Origin of the sequence: Sulfurimonas sp., from assembly GCF_029027405.1 — a bacterium.
In the GTDB taxonomy this organism is placed as follows: Bacteria; Campylobacterota; Campylobacteria; order Campylobacterales; family Sulfurimonadaceae; genus Sulfurimonas.
Map to the genome: position 1 here is coordinate 509,026 of NZ_CP093396.1, position 17,106 is coordinate 526,131.

Here is a 17,106-nt window from a genome sequence, read left to right on the forward strand (position 1 = left end):
TTAGTTCTCACGCATTGCGTGAGAATATCTACCTCCATATCTACCCTCTAAATTCTAAATTAACCTAAGTTATTGTATTCTTTCACACTTATTTATCATATCTATTAAAAGGTTTTTTCAATGACAAATGTTAATATTATAGTTTTAGATTTCGGTTCTCAATACACTCAACTTATAGCTCGTCGTCTTCGTGAAGATAAAATTTATTGTGAAATTCTCCCGTATCATACATCAGTAGAAGAGATTAAATCAAAAAGTCCTAAAGGAATTATTCTTAGTGGTGGTCCATCTTCTGTTTATAATGAAGACGCTTATGAAGTAGATAAAGGTGTTTATGAAATGGGTCTGCCAATCCTTGGAATCTGTTATGGTATGCAAAGAATTGCAGTTGATTTTGGTGGAAGTGTAGTTCGTTCTAATCACCATGAGTATGGAAAAGCAGAATTAAGTATAAATAATATGGGAGAAAATTGCTCCCCGCTTTTAAAAGATTGTGATGATGATGCAGTTGTATGGATGAGTCATAGTGATAAAGTTGATGAACTTCCAGCGGGCTTTACTCCTATCGCAACTTCTGCTAACTCTCCTTATGCTGCTATCGCAAATGAAGAAAAACGCGTTTATGCAATGCAGTATCATCCAGAAGTTCAACACTCCGAAGAAGGTTATTTAATGCTTCGTAATTTTGCAAAAAATATTTGTGGAATTACTGAAAAATGGAAAATGGAACATTTCTTAAAAGAGCAAATCAAAATAATTCGAGAAAAAGTTGGAACTGGTAAAGTTCTTTGTGGCTTAAGTGGAGGAGTTGATAGTTCTGTTGTTGCAGCAATGCTTTATGAGGCTATTGGTGATCAGTTGATTCCAGTGTTTGTTGATAATGGACTTTTAAGAAAAGGGGAGAGAGAACAAGTTGAAGAGGTATTTAAAATAAATCTAAAAACTCCTTTAATTACAGTAGATGCCGTTGATAATTTTTTAGGAAAGCTCAAGGGTATAAGTGATCCAGAGCAAAAAAGAAAAATCATAGGACATACTTTTATAGAAGAGTTTGAAAAAGAAGCTAAAAAACATGATGGAATTAAGTTCTTAGCTCAAGGTACTTTGTATCCTGATGTTATTGAGTCTATCTCTGTAAATGGACCATCTGAAGTAATTAAGTCTCATCATAATGTTGGTGGTCTTCCTGATTGGATGGATTTTGAACTAATAGAGCCACTTCGTGAACTATTCAAAGATGAAGTTCGTAAAATTGGTTTAGAACTTGGTCTTCCAGAGGGTATGATTAACCGTCATCCATTTCCTGGACCTGGGTTAGCTATACGAATTATGGGTGATGTTAATGTACCTGATTTAACTATTCTTCGTGAAGCAGATGTTATCTTACTAGATGAGTTAAAAGCTAGTGGTTACTATGCTAAAACTTGGCAAGCATTCGCAGTTTTACTAAATGTAAAATCTGTTGGAGTTATGGGTGATAATAGAACTTACGATAATACTGTTTGTGTTAGAGTTGTTGAAGCTGTTGATGGAATGACTGCAACATTTGCTCACCTTCCACATGAGTTATTAGAAAGAATAAGCAGAAGAATTATCAACGAGGTTGATGGTATTAACAGAGTTGTTTACGATATTTCAAGTAAGCCACCTGCAACAATAGAATGGGAGTAGAGATTTAAATCTCTCTTCTTATGACAAGACAAATTTATCTCTTTGCTACATCAAAACATGAAAATGCAATAAGCGTAAAATCTTTAGAAGTTAAGTTTTTAAAACCTTCTATTGATTTTAGTGATTACGACTACCTCATAATTACTTCAAAACAAACAGTTAAAGCACTAGAACAATATGATAAAAAAGATTTTATAGATATACCCGCTTTGTGTGTATCTAAAAAAACTGCTGCATCTTATGAAAACTTTGGTGGAAAAATTTTAGATATTGGTGATGGTTATGGCGATAATCTAGTTAAAAATATAAAAGAAAAGTCTAAAGATAAAAAGTGGCTTTATTTAAGAGCAGAGCTTATAGCATCTGACTTTGTACTTAGATGCCAAAATGATGAATATGATATAGATGAAGAGATTTTATATGTAAGTGAGTGTTCACAAGAAGTGCTAGATGTGAAGATTTGTAAAAATCCAACTCTAATTTTTACTTCTCCTTCTGCTATTACATGTTTTTTAAAAACACACACTATTGGTTCAGATGCAAAAGTAGTTGTGCTTGGAAAAACTACTGCAAAATCCTTACCTGAAAATATAAAATACTGCGTATCTCAAAAAACATCTATTGAGAGTTGTATGGAATTAGCGATTACACTTTAGCTATAAATCAAGAATTTTTTAGTATAATATATTCATAGTCTGAGTAGTTCGATATATCGTAATTATGAGGGTTCTACATTTTCAATTAGTGAACAAGTAGAGTTATTGTGTGTCGGTGTTATCGTTTGAGATATGTTAACTCTGTCAAGATAATGTGGCCAATATATTTCTCTCTCTTCACCCAAATTCGGCTTTTAGAACCAAGCCTGTGCGAAACGGCTACTTGGGCTTTTATAACTTTTAACTAGGAAAACAATCAATGAAAATATTAATACTAGGCGCTGGTGGTAGAGAATATTCTATTGCAAGAGCAATTTTAAATGAAAAACAAGAACATGAATTATTTTTTATGCCAGGAAATGGCGCTACAAAAATATTAGGTACAAATTTAGATATTAAAGATTATAACCTTTTAGCAGATTTTGCAAAAGATGAAAAAATAGACTTAACAATTGTTGGTCCTGAAGCTCCACTAGTAGATGGAGTAGTAGATATATTTAAAGCAAAAGATTTAACAATTTTTGGACCAAGCAAAGAAGCTGCTCAACTTGAAGGCTCAAAAGTATATATGAAAAACTTTTTAGCAAAGTATGAAATACCAACTGCAGCCTATATAGAAACAGATTCTATAGAAGATGCTTTTAAATTTACAGATACTTTATCTACACCAATTGTTGTAAAAGCAGATGGATTATGTGGTGGTAAAGGTGTAATTATTGCACAGACTCATGATGAAGCAAAAGTTGCAATAAGTGAAATGTTAAGTGGAAAAAGTTTTGGAGATGCCGGACTTAAAGTAATAGTTGAAGAGTTCTTAGATGGTTACGAACTTTCAATGTTTGCTATTTGTGATGGAGATGATTATATTTTGTTGCCTGCTGCACAAGACCATAAAAGACTTTTAGATGGAGATGAAGGACCAAATACTGGTGGAATGGGTGCTTATGCTCCAACACCTTTAGTAGATGAAGAGCTTTATCAAAAAGTTAGAGATAGAGTTATAGTGCCAACATTAGATGGAATGAAAAAAGAGGAAGCACCTTTTGAAGGAGTTCTTTTTATAGGTATCATGGTTGTAAATGGTGAACCAATTACATTAGAGTTTAATGTTCGTTTTGGCGACCCAGAATGTGAGATACTTATGCCTCTTATGACTTCGAGTGTTAGCGATATGTTTTATAAAGCTGCTACAAATAAACTAAGTGAGATAAAAGTAGAATTTTCATCTCAATATGCGGTCGGTGTAGTTATGGCTAGTGGAAATTATCCTTATGGAAGTTCAACTCCTGCTGAGATAATTTTAGATGATGTTAAACACCAAGAAATAGAAGATTTCACCCATATATCTTATGCTGGAGTAAGTGAGCAAGATGGTAAACTTTATGCTGATGGCGGAAGAGTATTAGTTTGCGTTGGTTTAGGTGATAGCATTAAACAAGCAAGAGATAGAGCGTATCTTAGATGTGGACAAGTTCACTATATGGGTAAAAAAATCAGAACAGATATAGCTTATCAAGCTCTTTAGGAGAAAATTTAGTGAATGAAGAGATAGAGAATAACCTTCATCGTGAAGGTATTGTTTTAGCACAAAATAAAAAAAGAGCTATGGCATTTTTTGTAGATGAGATGCTTCTTTCTTTTTTACTTGTAATAGCCTTATGGGATTCCTTTGAAAATGCACAAACTGTAGAAGAGTTGATAAATATAACAAATACTTTTGTTCTAGAATATATGTTAATGAAAATTGTGTATCAAGCTTTTTTTATAATGCAATATGGTGCATCCCTTGGAAAAATTCTTATGAAAATAAGAGTAATCGAAGTAAATACTATGCAAACACCAAATGTAATTGTTTCTCTTAATCGTTCTATTTTTCGCGTTATTTCAGAGATGATTTTATATTTAGGTTTTTTGTGGGGACTACTTAATCCAGAACGACAAACATGGCATGATATAACAGCAAGAACCTTGGTTGTAGATGCTTAAACTCCTATCGTTAGTTATACTTTTAACTACTTATCTTTTAGCAGATTCAAAAGTTGAAATTTATGCAACAACGATGGAATCTTCTAAAAATGTGGTTAATGCATCTGGTGGAGTGACAGTTGTATATAAAGACTACTTCTTAAGTGCAGACCGAGCTATTTATAATAGAAATACTGGAGAATTAGAGCTTTTTGAAAATGTTCGTGCAAATCAAGGCAAAGATTATCAACTTTTAGGTAAATATGCAAAATTAAATATAGCTAAAAAAGAGCGATTGTTTAAACCTTTTTTTATGCTTGATAAAAGTTCACAGGTTTGGATGAGTGCTGATGAAGGTTGTGCCGTAGACAAAGATTTTAGTATAAAATCTGGAGTAATGAGTGGATGTAACCCAAATGACCCACTATGGAAAATGCACTTTTCTTCAACCTCATATAATTCAGATACTAAATGGCTTCATATATTTAACGCAAGAATTTTTATTTATGACATTCCTGTTTTTTATACTCCTTATTTTGGTTATTCACTTGATACAAAAAGAAGAACAGGACTCCTCTCTCCTGCTATGGGTATTTCAGATACAGAAGGGTTTTATTACGAACAACCTATCTATATAGCGGAACAAAGCTGGTGGGATTTTGAACTAAAACCCCAAGTAAGAACAAATCGTGGTGTAGGTGGATATTCGACATTTAGATTCATTGACTCTAAGGTTTCAGAGGGTGAATTTAAGACTGGTTACTTCTCAGAAAAAGATGATTATTTTAAGAAACAAAATTTAGCGCATGATTCACACTATGGATATAATTTTCTTTATAACAACACTGATGTGATTAACCAATGGCTTGGAACAAGTTTTAAAGGTCAATCTGCTTTGTATATGGATGTAAATGGTATGAATGATGTTGATTATATAAATCTTTCAACAAATGATACTACGGAGAATGTTACATCAAGTCAAGTTTTATCACGAATAAATCTTTTTTACAATACTCAAGATAATTATTTTGCTACATATTTTAAGTATTATCAGGATTTAACTAAAGTTAGCAATGAAGACACTTTACAAAAAATTCCTACTTTCCATTATCACCATTATTTAGAAACATTTTTTGATGATCATGTATTATATAATCTAGATATGCAGACTAATAATATATATAGAGAGGTTGGAAAACATGTAACTCAAACAGATTTAACAATCCCTTTAACAGTTCAAGGAAGTTTATTTGATGAGTATTTAAATGTTTCTTACAAAGCATATTTTTATGCTCAGCATTCAAAATTTAGCGGAACAGAAGAAGTTCCTAGTGGGATTTATGAAAATGGCTATTTTGCTAGAAATTATCATATATTATCAGCATCTACACAAGTAAGTAGAGCATTTGATAGTTTTACTCATGTTGTAGGTTTTGGTTCAAGATATACAACTGGTGGTTCGGAATCAAAAGATGGTTTTTATAAAGATTATCAAGAATTTTGTTCTAAACCAATAAATAAAGATTCAAAACAGTGTGAATTTTATAATATAAGTGATATAGAAGAGCAACTTCAACTTGATTTTACTCAGTACATTTATGATGAGTCAGGTTCACAAATTGTTTATCATAGAATTGCTCAAAGTATCTCTTATGATAAGGCTCAAAGTAGTGTTGGAGAACTTGAAAATGAATTTGATTATCAAATAACAAAAGGGATAAAGTTTTACAATAACTTTTTTTATAATTATGATGAAAATTCATTTTCAAAAATGTATAATCAAATTTCTTATAATGGAAGTGGCTTTAATATTGTACTATCTCATCTATATAAAGACACATTCTTAGCACCAACATCAACTACTACACCTTACACAAGTTATATTACTTCAAGTGCAACTTATGAGTATGATAAACATTATTCGTATAATATCAGATATAATTATGATTATGAAAGTGGCTTGAAAAAGAGTGCAGAAGTTGGATTTTTATATAAAAAAAGATGTTGGGATTTTGGTTTGAGATATATTGAGAATAATAGACCAATTTTGAATGATAATGGTTCAAGTTCTATATATGATAGATATATATATTTTACAGTAAATTTAAAACCAATGATGGCATCTGGTGGTGCTCCACTTTTTGATTATAAATTACCTCAAACCATGGAAGGATTATGAGTAATGAAAAAGTACAAACATATACTTAAAAATAGAGAAGATGCAGCAGAACAATTAATAGACATATTGCCAATGCAAAAACTCAAAGATGAATCATGGAAAATGGTAGCTGTTTCAAGTGGTGGTTTAGAGTTAGCTCACTTTATAAGAAAAAAACTTCCTAATAAGATAGACTTTCTTTTCTCAGAGTCTATAATGGCTCCAAATAATGATACTTGTGAAGTTGCTAGAGTAAGTGAAAGAGAAGAGATAGTCATAAATGAGAAGTTAGTAAAGGCATTTGATATAGGATATGATTATATTTATGGCGAAGCTCATAGAAAACATGAAGAACAAATTTTAAGTTATGTTTATCAGTATAGAAAAGGAAGACCTTTTCTATCTGTTAAAGATGAAATAGTAATACTAGTAGATGAAGGAAGTGAAACAGGTCTCAAACTGATGACAGCATTAAAAACAGTTTTGGCAATGAAGCCAAAAGCGGTCTATATAGCTGTTGCTGTTTTACCCAAGGATACACTTGATTTATTAGAAGCGTATGCTGATGAAATATTCTTTTTACACGATATAGGTGATTATGTAGAAACAACACTTTATTACGAAGAATTGCCTATTGTTGATGAAGAAAAATTAGAAAAATACTTAGAGGAAGAAAAATGAAATATGATGTAAATTTAGAGTTAGAAAATAGAGTAGAAGATTACTCGTTTGGTGATGTTGCAAAACAAGCAAATGGTGCCGTTTGGCTAAAGTCTGGTGATAGTGTTATTTTAGCAACGATTGTTATTGATGAAACAGAAATTGTTAAAGAAGATTTTTTACCCTTAACAGTCCAGTATATAGAAAAAACATATGCCGCAGGTAAAATTCCTGGAGGTTTTTTTAAAAGAGAAACAAAACCAAGTGATTTTGAAACTTTAACATCTCGTATAGTTGACCGTTCACTTCGTCCTCTCTTCCCAAAAGGTTTTGGGCATCCAACTCAAATAACTATAATGGTATTTAGTGCAGGTTCAGATGCTGATTTACAAGTTTTAGCATTAAATGCAGCATCTGCCGCTCTTTATATTTCAGATATAGATATAAATACCTCAGTGAGTGCAGTCCGTGCTGCAAAAGTAGATGGAGAGTTAGTCTTAAATCCAACTCTATCTCAGCTTAAAAACTCAACTCTAGATTTATATCTTTCAGGTACAAAAGAAGATCTGTTAATGATAGAGATGCGTTCTTTATCTTCAAAGGAAGTAGAAATCCAAGATAACTTTGTACTTGATCCTATGATAGACCCAGTTTTAAGTGTACCGAGTATATCTGTTCATACTTCAAATGCTTTAGCAGAAGATGAACTAATAGGTATATTTGAAAAAACACAAGAACTTCTTTTTGAAACAAACTCTAAATATGAAGATGCATTTACTCCGCATAAAAAAGAAACACCACAGCTTGAGTATAAAGCACATTTAATTAATGAAGATATGGTTTTATATGTAAGGGATAATCATTTAGCAGATATAGCCGATGCTATGAACCAAATGGCTAAAAGTGAACGCTCAACAGCACTTAGACAACTTAGAAAGAAAATCATTGTTCTTAAAGACGACTGGGATGAGTTAGAACTTAAAGATGCGATAGAAAAAGTAAAAAAAGAGCAAGTTCGTTCTCAAATCTTAAATGAGAGAGTCCGTGCAGATGGAAGAAGTTTAACAGAAATTAGACCAATAACCATAGATACAAATATTTTACCAAAAGCTCACTCATCATGTTTATTCACTCGTGGACAAACTCAAGCTTTAGTAGTTTTAACTATGGGTAATTCAAAAGATGCACAAATGTTTGAAAGCCTTACTGACAATGGAACTCAAAACGAAAACTTTATGGTTCATTATAACTTCCCAGGTTTTAGTGTAGGAGAAGCTTCTCCAATTCTTGGAACAAAAAGAAGAGAGTTAGGACATGGAAATTTAGCTAAAAGAGCATTAGAACCAATCGTTGACTTAGATGGACAAACAGTTCGTATAGTTTCTGAAATCTTAGAGTCAAATGGTTCATCTTCAATGGCAACAGTTTGTGGTGGTTATATGGCTCTAAAAGCGGCAGATATAGACACAAACGAGATTGTTGCAGGTATTGCTATGGGTATGGTTAGTGATGGTGATAAGTATGCTATTCTTTCGGATATAATGGGACTTGAAGATCATGATGGAGATATGGACTTTAAAGTAACAGGTTCTAAAGATGGAATCACTGCAATGCAGATGGATATTAAACTTGGTGGAATTTCTTTAGATATTTTAAAAGAAGCACTTTATCAAGCAAAAGAAGGTAGAAGTCATATAATCGACATAATGCTAGATGCTGAGTCTAAAATAGAGTTTAACGATGGAGTTTTACCAAGTACAGACTTTTTTCATATAGACCCAAGTGTAATTGGTGAAGTTATTGGTCAAGCTGGTAAAGTTATTCGTGAAATAATTGAAAAGTTTGAAGTGGCTATTGATATTGATAAAAAAGATGGAAAAGTAAAAGTTACAGGTAAAAATAAAACAGGGGTATCTGGTGCTAGAGAACATATAGAAGGCATCGCAAATGCACCAAAAATTGAAAAAATTAAGTACCAAGTAGGTGATAAGTATGAAGGTACTGTAAAGAAAATTGTTGATTTCGGAGCTTTTATAGGTCTTCCTGATGGCACAGATGGGCTTCTTCATATATCTAAAATCTCTGATCAAAGAGTTGAAAAAGTAAGTGATGTTTTGAGTGAAGGTGAAAAATTAACAGTAGAAATTTTAGAATTTAAAGGTAATAAAATCTCTTTAGGTCGTGCTTAGAATTTTTATAAAAGAGTATTTGTCTATGAAAGTACTCTTTGCTCCATCTACTTTGTTATAATTATATTTTCTAAATTTATCTCTTTACAGCTTTTACATATACCTTTATAAATAACATCTGAAACACTATATCCTTCAAGCTTTGTAGGCAAGATACTTTCTAAACATTCTATATGATTACAGGTATTGCAGATAAAATGAGAGTGTGGAGAACCTTGTATCTCATAGTATCTTTTTTTATCATTTGACTCAAAACTATTGACAATAGAATTGCTTTCAAATTTTGAAATGTTTCTATAAAATGTTGCTTTGTCCATATTTATTTTATGCTTTATATCTTCAAATGATATAGGTTTTTTTTCTCTATCAAGTATTTCTAAAAGTTCTTTCCGAGCAGATGTAAGTTTTAAGTTTTTTTCTTCAATAATATTTGTTATTTGCATAGTAGTATTTTAGCATTTTAAATCTTTAGCATATCTAAATGCGACTAAGTTGCATTTAAGTTTTATGCTAGTACAATTTGAGTTAAATTTAATTACAAGGTATTCAGATGAAGAAAATCATATTGCTAGTTTTTATACTTTTTAATGCTCTTGCTTTTGCAAAGCCTGCCATAGTTGTTAGTATCCTTCCAGAAAAAACTTTTGTACAAAAAATCGCTAAAGAGATGGTAGATATAACTGTAATGGTAAACCCAGGAAGTTCGCCACACTCTTATGAACCAAAAGCATCACAAATGATAGCGATATCAAAAGCTGATATATACTTTAGCATAGGTGTTGAGTTTGAGGAGACTTGGCTAGATAGGTTTAAATCACAAAATGCTAATCTAAAATTTGTAAATATTAGCTCTGATGTTCCTAAAATACAAATGAGTGAACATAATCATGAGGGCGAACATCATCACGAAGAAGAAAAATATCATGATGAAACTGATCCCCATACTTGGACTTCACCCAAAAATGTATCTATTATGGCACATACTATTTATAGATCTTTAGTAGAAATAGACCCAAAAAATAAAGAATCTTACAAATCAAATTTGGATGATTTTATTAAAGAGATTGAAGATACAGATAAACAGATAAAACATGCACTAAGAGACATGAAACCGAAGAGTAAGTTTATGGTTTTTCATCCATCATGGGGATATTTTGCAAATGATTATAATCTTGTACAGATAGCTGTTGAAGTAGATGGCAAAAAAACAAAAGCAAAAGAGATGATTATGATTATAAAAGAGGCTAAAGAGGAGAATATAAAAGTTATTTTTACTCAGCCTGAATTTTCTGATAAAAGTGCTCAAATAATTGCAAAAGAGGCTAAGGTAAGTGTAAGAAAAACCTCTCCATTAGATGCTAATTGGTCTCAAAATTTAATTAATATTGCAAAAATAATTGCAAAAAAATGAAAATTTGCTAGTCATAGAGATAAATAATCTCTCTTTCGCCTATGATAAAGAGTTGGTATTAGAAGATATAAATCTTAGTGTTTATGATAAAGATTTTTTAGTTCTCATTGGTCCCAATGGTGGAGGGAAAAGTACTCTAATGAAACTTATCTTAGGTATAAATAATATCCAAAATGGTTCTATAATTTTTTTAAATAAGCCTTCTAATAATATGACTAATATTGGTTATGTCCCGCAAAACACTAATATAAATGTGAACTTCCCAATTAAAGTGATAGAAGTTGTTATGATGGGAGGTGACTCTCGAAAATCTTCTATTTTTGGTTACAGGGAAGAGGAAGTAAATCATGCAATAGCGATACTCAAACAAGTCGGAATGCAAGATTATGCTAATAAAAAAATAGCCTCACTCTCAGGTGGTCAGCGTCAACGAGTAATGATTGCTAGGGCACTTTATTCTAATCCAAAAATTCTTTTACTTGATGAACCAACTTCAAGCATAGATGCCCAAGGTCAAAAGCAAATTTATGAGTTATTAAATGAGTTAAGTAAAAGAGTTGCCGTTATAGTTATTAGTCATGATTTATCAGTTATTTTAGACTATGCCACTAAAGTTGCACATGTAAATAAAAAACTTTCTTATCATGATTTAAGTTCTTTGAAAAAAGAGTTTAAAACAAGTAATAATCATATCTGCGAAGTGGAACTTTTACAGATGCTTGGGAGATGTAAATGTTAGAAGCTTTATCTTACGAGTTTATACAAAATGCTTTAATTGCTGGAGTTCTAGTTAGTTTTGCCGCTGGAATAATTGGCTCACTTATCGTAGTAAACAGAATGGTATTTTTAGCTGGTGGAATTGCACATGCCGCTTATGGGGGAATTGGAATAGCTGTTTATACTGGTATTCCAATATTTTTAGGAACATCTATTTTTGCTATTATCGCAGCACTCTTTATGGCTTTTGTAACTATCAATCAAAGAGAAAAAATAGATATATTTATAGGACTTATCTGGGCTGTTGGAATGGCAATAGGGATAATCTTTGTAGATTTGACACCGGGATATAATGTCGACTTGATGAGTTATCTTTTTGGTTCTATTTTAGCAGTAAATAGTGATGATTTATATTTTATGAGCTTCTTGCTTGTCATAATACTTTTTGTTGTTACATTTAAGTATCGTGATATTTTAGCTGTATCTTATGATAGTGAATATGCTGCACTAAGTGGTATAAATGTAAAGTTTTATTATACACTTATACTTATTTTGTCTGCATTGACTATTGTAGTTACCATAAAAATTGTCGGACTTATTTTGGTTATTGCTTTACTTACTATTCCTATATATATAGCTCAAAATTTATCTTCTTCACTTTATTCTATGATGTTGATTTCAGGGTTTATTGCTACCTTCTTTACAATGGTTGGTCTTTGGTTATCATATAGTTATAATTTAACATCTGGTGCATCTATAATTTTGGTGTCGGCATTCTCACTTATTATTTTCATGCTTGGATCGAAATTAAAATGAAAAAATTTATATTAAGTTATTTTCTTATTTTTCAAACGCTTCTTTTTGGTTGTGCCACATGTCAGCTAATGATTCCTTCTGCTGAAGTAGATATAGATTTAATTGTAGAAAATAAAAAACTTACAAATATTCATGTGGAATGGAAATTTTCTGATATTTATTCAAATGAAATTGTAAAGCAATATGACAAAAATAAGAATGCTAAACTTGATAAAGATGAGTTAAATAGTATATTAAAAGCTAAACTTGACTACCTAGTCCCTAAACAGATGCTAACAAAAATCCAGTATGCAAACTATGAAGATAACTATAGCTCAGTTATAAGAGCAGAGTATAAGAATTTTGATATAAAAATGATAGATAATATTCTTTTGTTTTCTTATGAAGCATATTTAGACTTAGAGATAAAAGAGAAGATGATGTTATCGTTTTTATTTGAAGATGATGAATCGTTTTTTAACTTTATGACTTCATCTATTGATGTTAATGGAAGTGAACTTTATTATGAAAAGAACTTATATCTTTTTACTGCTTCTATATTTTTTAGCTATTCTTCATTAGAAAAAATACAAAAAGAGGTAAAAATAGTAAAGGAGAAGCATAAAGCAAAAATTACGGAACCTTTAAAACAAGAAAATAGCAAAATAGAAACTATTCAAGAAAATTTACTCAAAAGTAGTATAAGTGAGATTAAGTCTTTATTTGAATCTATTAAAGATGAAAAAAATCCTTTTACATATATGCTTTTGCTGTTTTTTGCTTATATTTATGGAGCTATTCATGCTTTAGGACCAGGTCATGGTAAAACACTTGTTGGAAGCTATTTTTTATCAAATGATCGTTCATATTCTAAAGCTTTGTTTATATCATTAGCTATAGGGATTGTTCATACATTTTCAGCTTTCTTACTTACTCTAGTAATTTATTACATTGTAGACACATTTTTGGCTAAGTTTATAGATAAAAGCTTATATTACACAACAAAAATATCAGCACTGGTTATTATTAGTATAGCTCTTTATCTCATATATAATAAATACAGAGCTTATAAAAAAAGCAAAATTGTACTCGAGTATAGTTTCAGTGAAAACCCTCATGTCCCAACCTGTTCTTGTAATTCGTGTAAAGTGGATAATAATTCAACAGATATGGCGCTTATAATATCTGCTGGAATAATTCCATGTCCTGGAACTGTAACAATTTTTATATTTTCTCTTTCTCTTGGACTTTATTATGCGGGTTTTTTATCTGCATTTGTAATGAGTTTAGGAATGAGCACAATCATATTTTTGTCTGCTCTAATAAGTGTTGCAATTCGTAAGAAAACATCAAACTATAATGATAATTTAAAAAAATATTTAGAATACGCAAGTTTAGGCATAATTCTTTTACTAGGATTATTTTTATTAATCGCATAATATCTTGTTTAAACTCATCTTTATTACTTTTTTAGTATAATTCGCCATCAATCTCTAGTAGGGAAATCGTTGCATTTATGTATCGGTTGCTTCATGATTAAAAATGAGGTTACGCTATCCGAAAGTTATTGTAATAATTTATTGGAGATTTATATGAAAAAAATTCTTTTTCTTTTAGTAGCACTTTCTGTTGCTGCATTCGCATCTGATGGTGATGTTGCTAACCAAACACTTAAAGCTTATTCTATGATAGCTGCTGGTCTTGGTCTTGGTCTTGCTGCTCTTGGTGGAGCTATCGGTATGGGTCATACTGCTGCTGCTACTATCGCTGGTACTGCTCGTAACCCAGGTCTTGGTGCTAAACTTATGACTACAATGTTTATTGCTCTTGCAATGATTGAAGCACAAGTTATTTATGCACTAGTAATTGCGCTAATCGCACTTTACGCTAACCCATATTTAGGCTAGTCTTAGACTAAACTAAATATACCCTCAAGCTTAACTCGTTTTTCGGGTTAAGCTTTTTTTTTACTTATTTTTTGCGACCGTGGTGGAATGGTAGATGTTTTACTTGATGGTATGCTCTCAATTAGTAAGGAAGAAACAAATTATTGTTAAATGCATCTGTGGCGGAATGGTAGACGCGCGGGCTTGAGGGTCTAGTAAAAGAAAAAATTATAAATGCGGTTGTGGTGGAATGGTAGACACGTAGGCTTGAGGGGCTTATGTCGCAAGACGTGGGGGTTCAAGTCCCCCCAACCGCACCATTCATATTAAAAAAACTTATATAACTAACTAGCTTAAGAATTAAAGTTAGTAAAAAGTTGTGTAGTTCTAATGTCGATACCTCTTAAATCTTCTTAAAATCCTTTATTCAAATCCAATATGATATAATCTTCAACAAATAAAAATAATTATTAAAAAAGTTAGTAAATAAAGTTGGTAAAAATCAGTATGAAAAAAGATATAAAAAACGAGTTAGAAAATAATTTAAAAAATTTACACAATCTTTCAAACGAGCAATACACTTTCACAGAATCAGAAGTTAAAGAGCTAGAAGAAGTCCTTAAAGAAGCTAAGAAAAAAGGCGAAGATTTAAGCATTATCGCAGATGAGGTTAAAGAAAAATCTCAAGTATCTTTTATATTTCATAAAATGTTACAAAACTTAGTTTTAGAAAATAAAGACTATAAGAAAAGTCCTATATATGAACTATGCAATATAATAGATAAAGAGCTAAGTAAAGCTATTACAGAGCCAGTAACTAGTCTAATAGAGTATCATATTAATAACGATAAAGAAGATAAGACTATAGCACTAATGACTGCTTTTAAATGCTTAGATTTAGAAGATGAAAATAAAAGACTTACTTTAACAGATGAACAGTATAAGACTTGGCTAGAAATAGACTTAATTCATATTAATACTAGACAGTTTGAGATACTTTACGGAGTTACACCTAAGCAACAAACAGCTTGGAGAAGTACATTAAAAGACTTCTTACCTTCTATTGAAGTTAATAAGAGACACTTCTATAATAAAAAAGAGGTAGAAGATTGGCTAGTGAACTACAAAAGGATAAAACCTTTTAGATAATAATAACTCTTTAACTGCAAGAATTACACGAACTTCAACAACTACAATAAAACTTCCTAAGACACTATATATATATTTCTAACATAAACCTATATCCCCAAAGCTACACTATTATTCATACTTTAAAAATCTAACTTCAATTCTAACTACAACATGAAAATATAAATAAATATAAAAGAAAGAGGTTAAATACATGGGATTTGAAAAAGGTAACACTTACGGAAAAGGAAGAGCTAAAGGCTCACAGAATAAAAAGACAATCGCTAAAGAAAGTTTAAATAGATTAACACAGATAGGAATTAATCCATTATCTACTAGTAAAGCTTTAATAGATAATCTAGTAGCTAATACAGAGTTAAAGAATAGTGAGCAATTACAACTATTAAATACTATGACTAGTTTATTCAAATATGAGCTTTTAACAAGAGAGAGTGAAATTAAATTAGATGAACTTCAACAAGAAAATGAAGAACTATCTAAAGAGAATAAAGAACTAAAAGAAAACTTTGTTGGTACACCATTAGAACTACTTAAAGAACTAAAAAAAGATAAAGAAGAGGAACTATAAAATGATGACAAAAGAAGAAAAAATAATTAATGAGATTAAGACTGAATACCAAGCTAACAAACTAATAATTGTTGATGAGATTAAAGATATTAAAGATATAAACTCTAAAGAAGAAACTAAAGAGGTAATGCTTAAAGTCCTAAATAGAATTGATAACGATAAAGGTAACTTAGAAGCTGTAGAAAGCTTTTATAACTTTATAGACAATATTAAGGATAAGACTTATCAAGGAAGTTATAAAGATGAAGTACTAGATACTCTTATCGAGTTTATTGAAGCTAGAAAAAGTAGTGCATTAGCTGAACTAGAAAGAGAATATAATAATAAATTTAACTCTAATATTGATTACTTAGAAGATGTAGTTACATACATGGATGATAAAGAAGATACTAAAGAAGTTATAGAAGCTTTTAGTAACTTTCTAATGAATGTAGGTGTAGAGATAACAGAAGAAGAAGCTAGAGAAAGTATTGAGATAGGATTAAATAAAGATGCTTCTAATAGTGGTTTTTCTGATTTAATAGATGCTTTTTCTAAAGCTGATAAGGTGGCTTTTATGCTTGACTCTTGGTTACTTAGTAATAAAGAGGACTATAAATTTCTTCTATATGGAGCTGAGTAATGAGGGTATTAGATTTAGATAAAGAAACAAAGATAAAACTATGCGAAGCTTACGGAGATACTTTAATTCGCATAGGTAAAGACGAGGTTAGTTCTGACGAGCTAGATAATATTTTAAGAATAATGTTTAACTTCTTTTCAGAGGTTGGAGGATTAGATTATAAACTAGAGAAAGATATAAATGAGAATAAAAAACTATTACAAGAGGATAAAAAGATTATGGAATTAAGAAAAAAACTAGGTACAACACTTGACAGATACAATGAAGCTAACGAGAGCTATAAAGAGATAGAGAGTAATGAGAGATTAAAATCGCACTTTAGTGATGATGTTCTAATATCAGAAAGTACTAAAAAGGTAAATGTAGTCGAAAGCTCTAGTTTAGAGTTGGATATTAAAACTCCTATTCAAGGTTCTAAAATTACTGTTGAGCAAACTAAAGCTTTTTTAACTTTCCGTACCAGTTTAAAAGCAGACCAATATGAAATTAATAATATGAGAGCTTCTTTAGAGAAAGGGTACTCTTTGAGTGAATCTATAAAATTAGTGATAAAAGATACTAAGAGAATTCAAGAACTAGCGAAGCTTATCGAACTACAAAACAAAAGAAGTCAAATGAATGAAGATACAAGAAACTTTTTAATCTAAGGATTAAAGAAG

The 17,106-nt window shown here is 30.8% G+C and carries 17 protein-coding genes and 1 tRNA gene; 17 read left to right on the top strand and 1 reads right to left on the bottom strand.

Annotation, left to right across the window (positions count from 1 at the left end):
• Positions 1-120 precede the first annotated feature (120 nt).
• The 7 genes from guaA to MOV42_RS02660 all read left to right on the top strand — a co-directional run bounded on the left by guaA (position 121) and on the right by MOV42_RS02660 (position 9,299).
• Complete coding sequence (gene guaA, locus MOV42_RS02630; RefSeq protein ID WP_324172267.1) at positions 121-1,671, top strand: glutamine-hydrolyzing GMP synthase; 1,551 nt, start codon at positions 121-123, stop codon at positions 1,669-1,671.
• Between the two features lie 20 nt (positions 1,672-1,691).
• A complete protein-coding gene (locus MOV42_RS02635) occupies positions 1,692-2,327 on the top strand; it encodes a uroporphyrinogen-III synthase (protein ID WP_324172268.1) in 636 nt (211 codons plus the stop codon).
• Positions 2,328-2,586: 259 nt separating this feature from the next.
• The gene (gene purD / locus MOV42_RS02640; RefSeq protein WP_324172269.1) at positions 2,587-3,852 is read left to right on the top strand and encodes a phosphoribosylamine--glycine ligase; all 1,266 of its coding nucleotides are present in this window, start codon (positions 2,587-2,589) and stop codon (positions 3,850-3,852) included.
• Between the two features lie 11 nt (positions 3,853-3,863).
• Complete coding sequence (locus MOV42_RS02645; RefSeq protein ID WP_324172270.1) at positions 3,864-4,313, top strand: RDD family protein; 450 nt, start codon at positions 3,864-3,866, stop codon at positions 4,311-4,313.
• On the top strand, positions 4,306-6,471 hold the full coding sequence (locus tag MOV42_RS02650; RefSeq protein WP_324172271.1) for an LPS-assembly protein LptD: 2,166 nt from the start codon (positions 4,306-4,308) through the stop codon (positions 6,469-6,471). The genes MOV42_RS02645 and MOV42_RS02650 overlap by 8 nt, the downstream gene beginning before the upstream one ends.
• Before the next feature lie 3 nt (positions 6,472-6,474).
• A complete protein-coding gene (locus tag MOV42_RS02655; protein WP_324172272.1) occupies positions 6,475-7,131 on the top strand; it encodes a phosphoribosyltransferase in 657 nt (218 codons plus the stop codon).
• The gene (locus MOV42_RS02660) at positions 7,128-9,299 is read left to right on the top strand and encodes a polyribonucleotide nucleotidyltransferase (RefSeq protein ID WP_324172273.1); all 2,172 of its coding nucleotides are present in this window, start codon (positions 7,128-7,130) and stop codon (positions 9,297-9,299) included. The genes MOV42_RS02655 and MOV42_RS02660 overlap by 4 nt, the downstream gene beginning before the upstream one ends.
• Before the next feature lie 47 nt (positions 9,300-9,346).
• Here MOV42_RS02660 and MOV42_RS02665 read toward each other — a convergent pair whose 3' ends face one another.
• Positions 9,347-9,742, bottom strand: a complete 396-nt coding sequence (locus MOV42_RS02665; RefSeq protein ID WP_324172274.1) for a Fur family transcriptional regulator — start codon at positions 9,740-9,742, stop codon at positions 9,347-9,349.
• A gap of 107 nt (positions 9,743-9,849) precedes the next feature.
• Between MOV42_RS02665 and MOV42_RS02670 the strand changes: the two genes are divergently transcribed.
• The 10 genes from MOV42_RS02670 (at position 9,850) to MOV42_RS02715 (ending at position 17,094) form a co-directional block, all read left to right on the top strand.
• A complete protein-coding gene (locus MOV42_RS02670) occupies positions 9,850-10,710 on the top strand; it encodes a metal ABC transporter solute-binding protein, Zn/Mn family (protein ID WP_324172275.1) in 861 nt (286 codons plus the stop codon).
• A 4-nt stretch (positions 10,711-10,714) separates the two neighbouring features.
• Entirely contained in the window at positions 10,715-11,449 is a 735-nt protein-coding gene (locus tag MOV42_RS02675) for an ABC transporter ATP-binding protein (RefSeq protein WP_324173047.1), read from the top strand.
• Positions 11,443-12,243, top strand: a complete 801-nt coding sequence (locus tag MOV42_RS02680; RefSeq protein ID WP_324172276.1) for a metal ABC transporter permease — start codon at positions 11,443-11,445, stop codon at positions 12,241-12,243. The genes MOV42_RS02675 and MOV42_RS02680 overlap by 7 nt, the downstream gene beginning before the upstream one ends.
• Positions 12,240-13,661: a DUF1007 family protein gene (locus tag MOV42_RS02685; RefSeq protein WP_324172277.1), complete on the top strand. Its 1,422-nt coding sequence runs from the start codon at positions 12,240-12,242 to the stop codon at positions 13,659-13,661. Before MOV42_RS02680 ends, MOV42_RS02685 begins: the two co-directional genes overlap by 4 nt.
• Positions 13,662-13,814: 153 nt before the next feature.
• A complete protein-coding gene (locus MOV42_RS02690) occupies positions 13,815-14,129 on the top strand; it encodes a F0F1 ATP synthase subunit C (RefSeq protein WP_321779149.1) in 315 nt (104 codons plus the stop codon).
• A gap of 215 nt (positions 14,130-14,344) precedes the next feature.
• Positions 14,345-14,428: transfer RNA gene (locus tag MOV42_RS02695), tRNA-Leu, on the top strand.
• A 187-nt stretch (positions 14,429-14,615) separates the two neighbouring features.
• Positions 14,616-15,257, top strand: a complete 642-nt coding sequence (locus MOV42_RS02700; RefSeq protein ID WP_324172278.1) for a hypothetical protein — start codon at positions 14,616-14,618, stop codon at positions 15,255-15,257.
• Between the two features lie 193 nt (positions 15,258-15,450).
• Positions 15,451-15,825 carry a hypothetical protein gene (locus tag MOV42_RS02705; RefSeq protein ID WP_324172279.1) on the top strand — a complete coding sequence of 125 codons (375 nt, stop codon included), beginning with the start codon at positions 15,451-15,453 and terminating at the stop codon, positions 15,823-15,825.
• A gap of 1 nt (position 15,826) precedes the next feature.
• Positions 15,827-16,447, top strand: a complete 621-nt coding sequence (locus tag MOV42_RS02710; protein WP_324172280.1) for a hypothetical protein — start codon at positions 15,827-15,829, stop codon at positions 16,445-16,447.
• Entirely contained in the window at positions 16,447-17,094 is a 648-nt protein-coding gene (locus MOV42_RS02715; protein ID WP_324172281.1) for a hypothetical protein, read from the top strand. The genes MOV42_RS02710 and MOV42_RS02715 overlap by 1 nt, the downstream gene beginning before the upstream one ends.
• The last annotated feature ends 12 nt before the right edge of the window (positions 17,095-17,106 follow it).

What these genes read in the sequence shown, in the direction of transcription:
- purD (WP_324172269.1), top strand. Translation starts at nt 2,587, where the DNA reads ATGAAAATATTAATACTAGGCGCTGGTGGTAGAGAATATTCTATTGCA.
- MOV42_RS02685 (WP_324172277.1), top strand. Translation starts at nt 12,240, where the DNA reads ATGAAAAAATTTATATTAAGTTATTTTCTTATTTTTCAAACGCTTCTT.
- MOV42_RS02710 (WP_324172280.1), top strand. Translation starts at nt 15,827, where the DNA reads ATGATGACAAAAGAAGAAAAAATAATTAATGAGATTAAGACTGAATAC.
- MOV42_RS02655 (WP_324172272.1), top strand. Translation starts at nt 6,475, where the DNA reads ATGAAAAAGTACAAACATATACTTAAAAATAGAGAAGATGCAGCAGAA.
- MOV42_RS02715 (WP_324172281.1), top strand. Translation starts at nt 16,447, where the DNA reads ATGAGGGTATTAGATTTAGATAAAGAAACAAAGATAAAACTATGCGAA.
- MOV42_RS02705 (WP_324172279.1), top strand. Translation starts at nt 15,451, where the DNA reads ATGGGATTTGAAAAAGGTAACACTTACGGAAAAGGAAGAGCTAAAGGC.
- MOV42_RS02665 (WP_324172274.1), bottom strand. Translation starts at nt 9,742, where the DNA reads ATGCAAATAACAAATATTATTGAAGAAAAAAACTTAAAACTTACATCT.
- MOV42_RS02660 (WP_324172273.1), top strand. Translation starts at nt 7,128, where the DNA reads ATGAAATATGATGTAAATTTAGAGTTAGAAAATAGAGTAGAAGATTAC.
- guaA (WP_324172267.1), top strand. Translation starts at nt 121, where the DNA reads ATGACAAATGTTAATATTATAGTTTTAGATTTCGGTTCTCAATACACT.
- MOV42_RS02690 (WP_321779149.1), top strand. Translation starts at nt 13,815, where the DNA reads ATGAAAAAAATTCTTTTTCTTTTAGTAGCACTTTCTGTTGCTGCATTC.
- MOV42_RS02680 (WP_324172276.1), top strand. Translation starts at nt 11,443, where the DNA reads ATGTTAGAAGCTTTATCTTACGAGTTTATACAAAATGCTTTAATTGCT.
- MOV42_RS02670 (WP_324172275.1), top strand. Translation starts at nt 9,850, where the DNA reads ATGAAGAAAATCATATTGCTAGTTTTTATACTTTTTAATGCTCTTGCT.
- MOV42_RS02650 (WP_324172271.1), top strand. Translation starts at nt 4,306, where the DNA reads ATGCTTAAACTCCTATCGTTAGTTATACTTTTAACTACTTATCTTTTA.
- MOV42_RS02700 (WP_324172278.1), top strand. Translation starts at nt 14,616, where the DNA reads ATGAAAAAAGATATAAAAAACGAGTTAGAAAATAATTTAAAAAATTTA.
- MOV42_RS02635 (WP_324172268.1), top strand. Translation starts at nt 1,692, where the DNA reads ATGACAAGACAAATTTATCTCTTTGCTACATCAAAACATGAAAATGCA.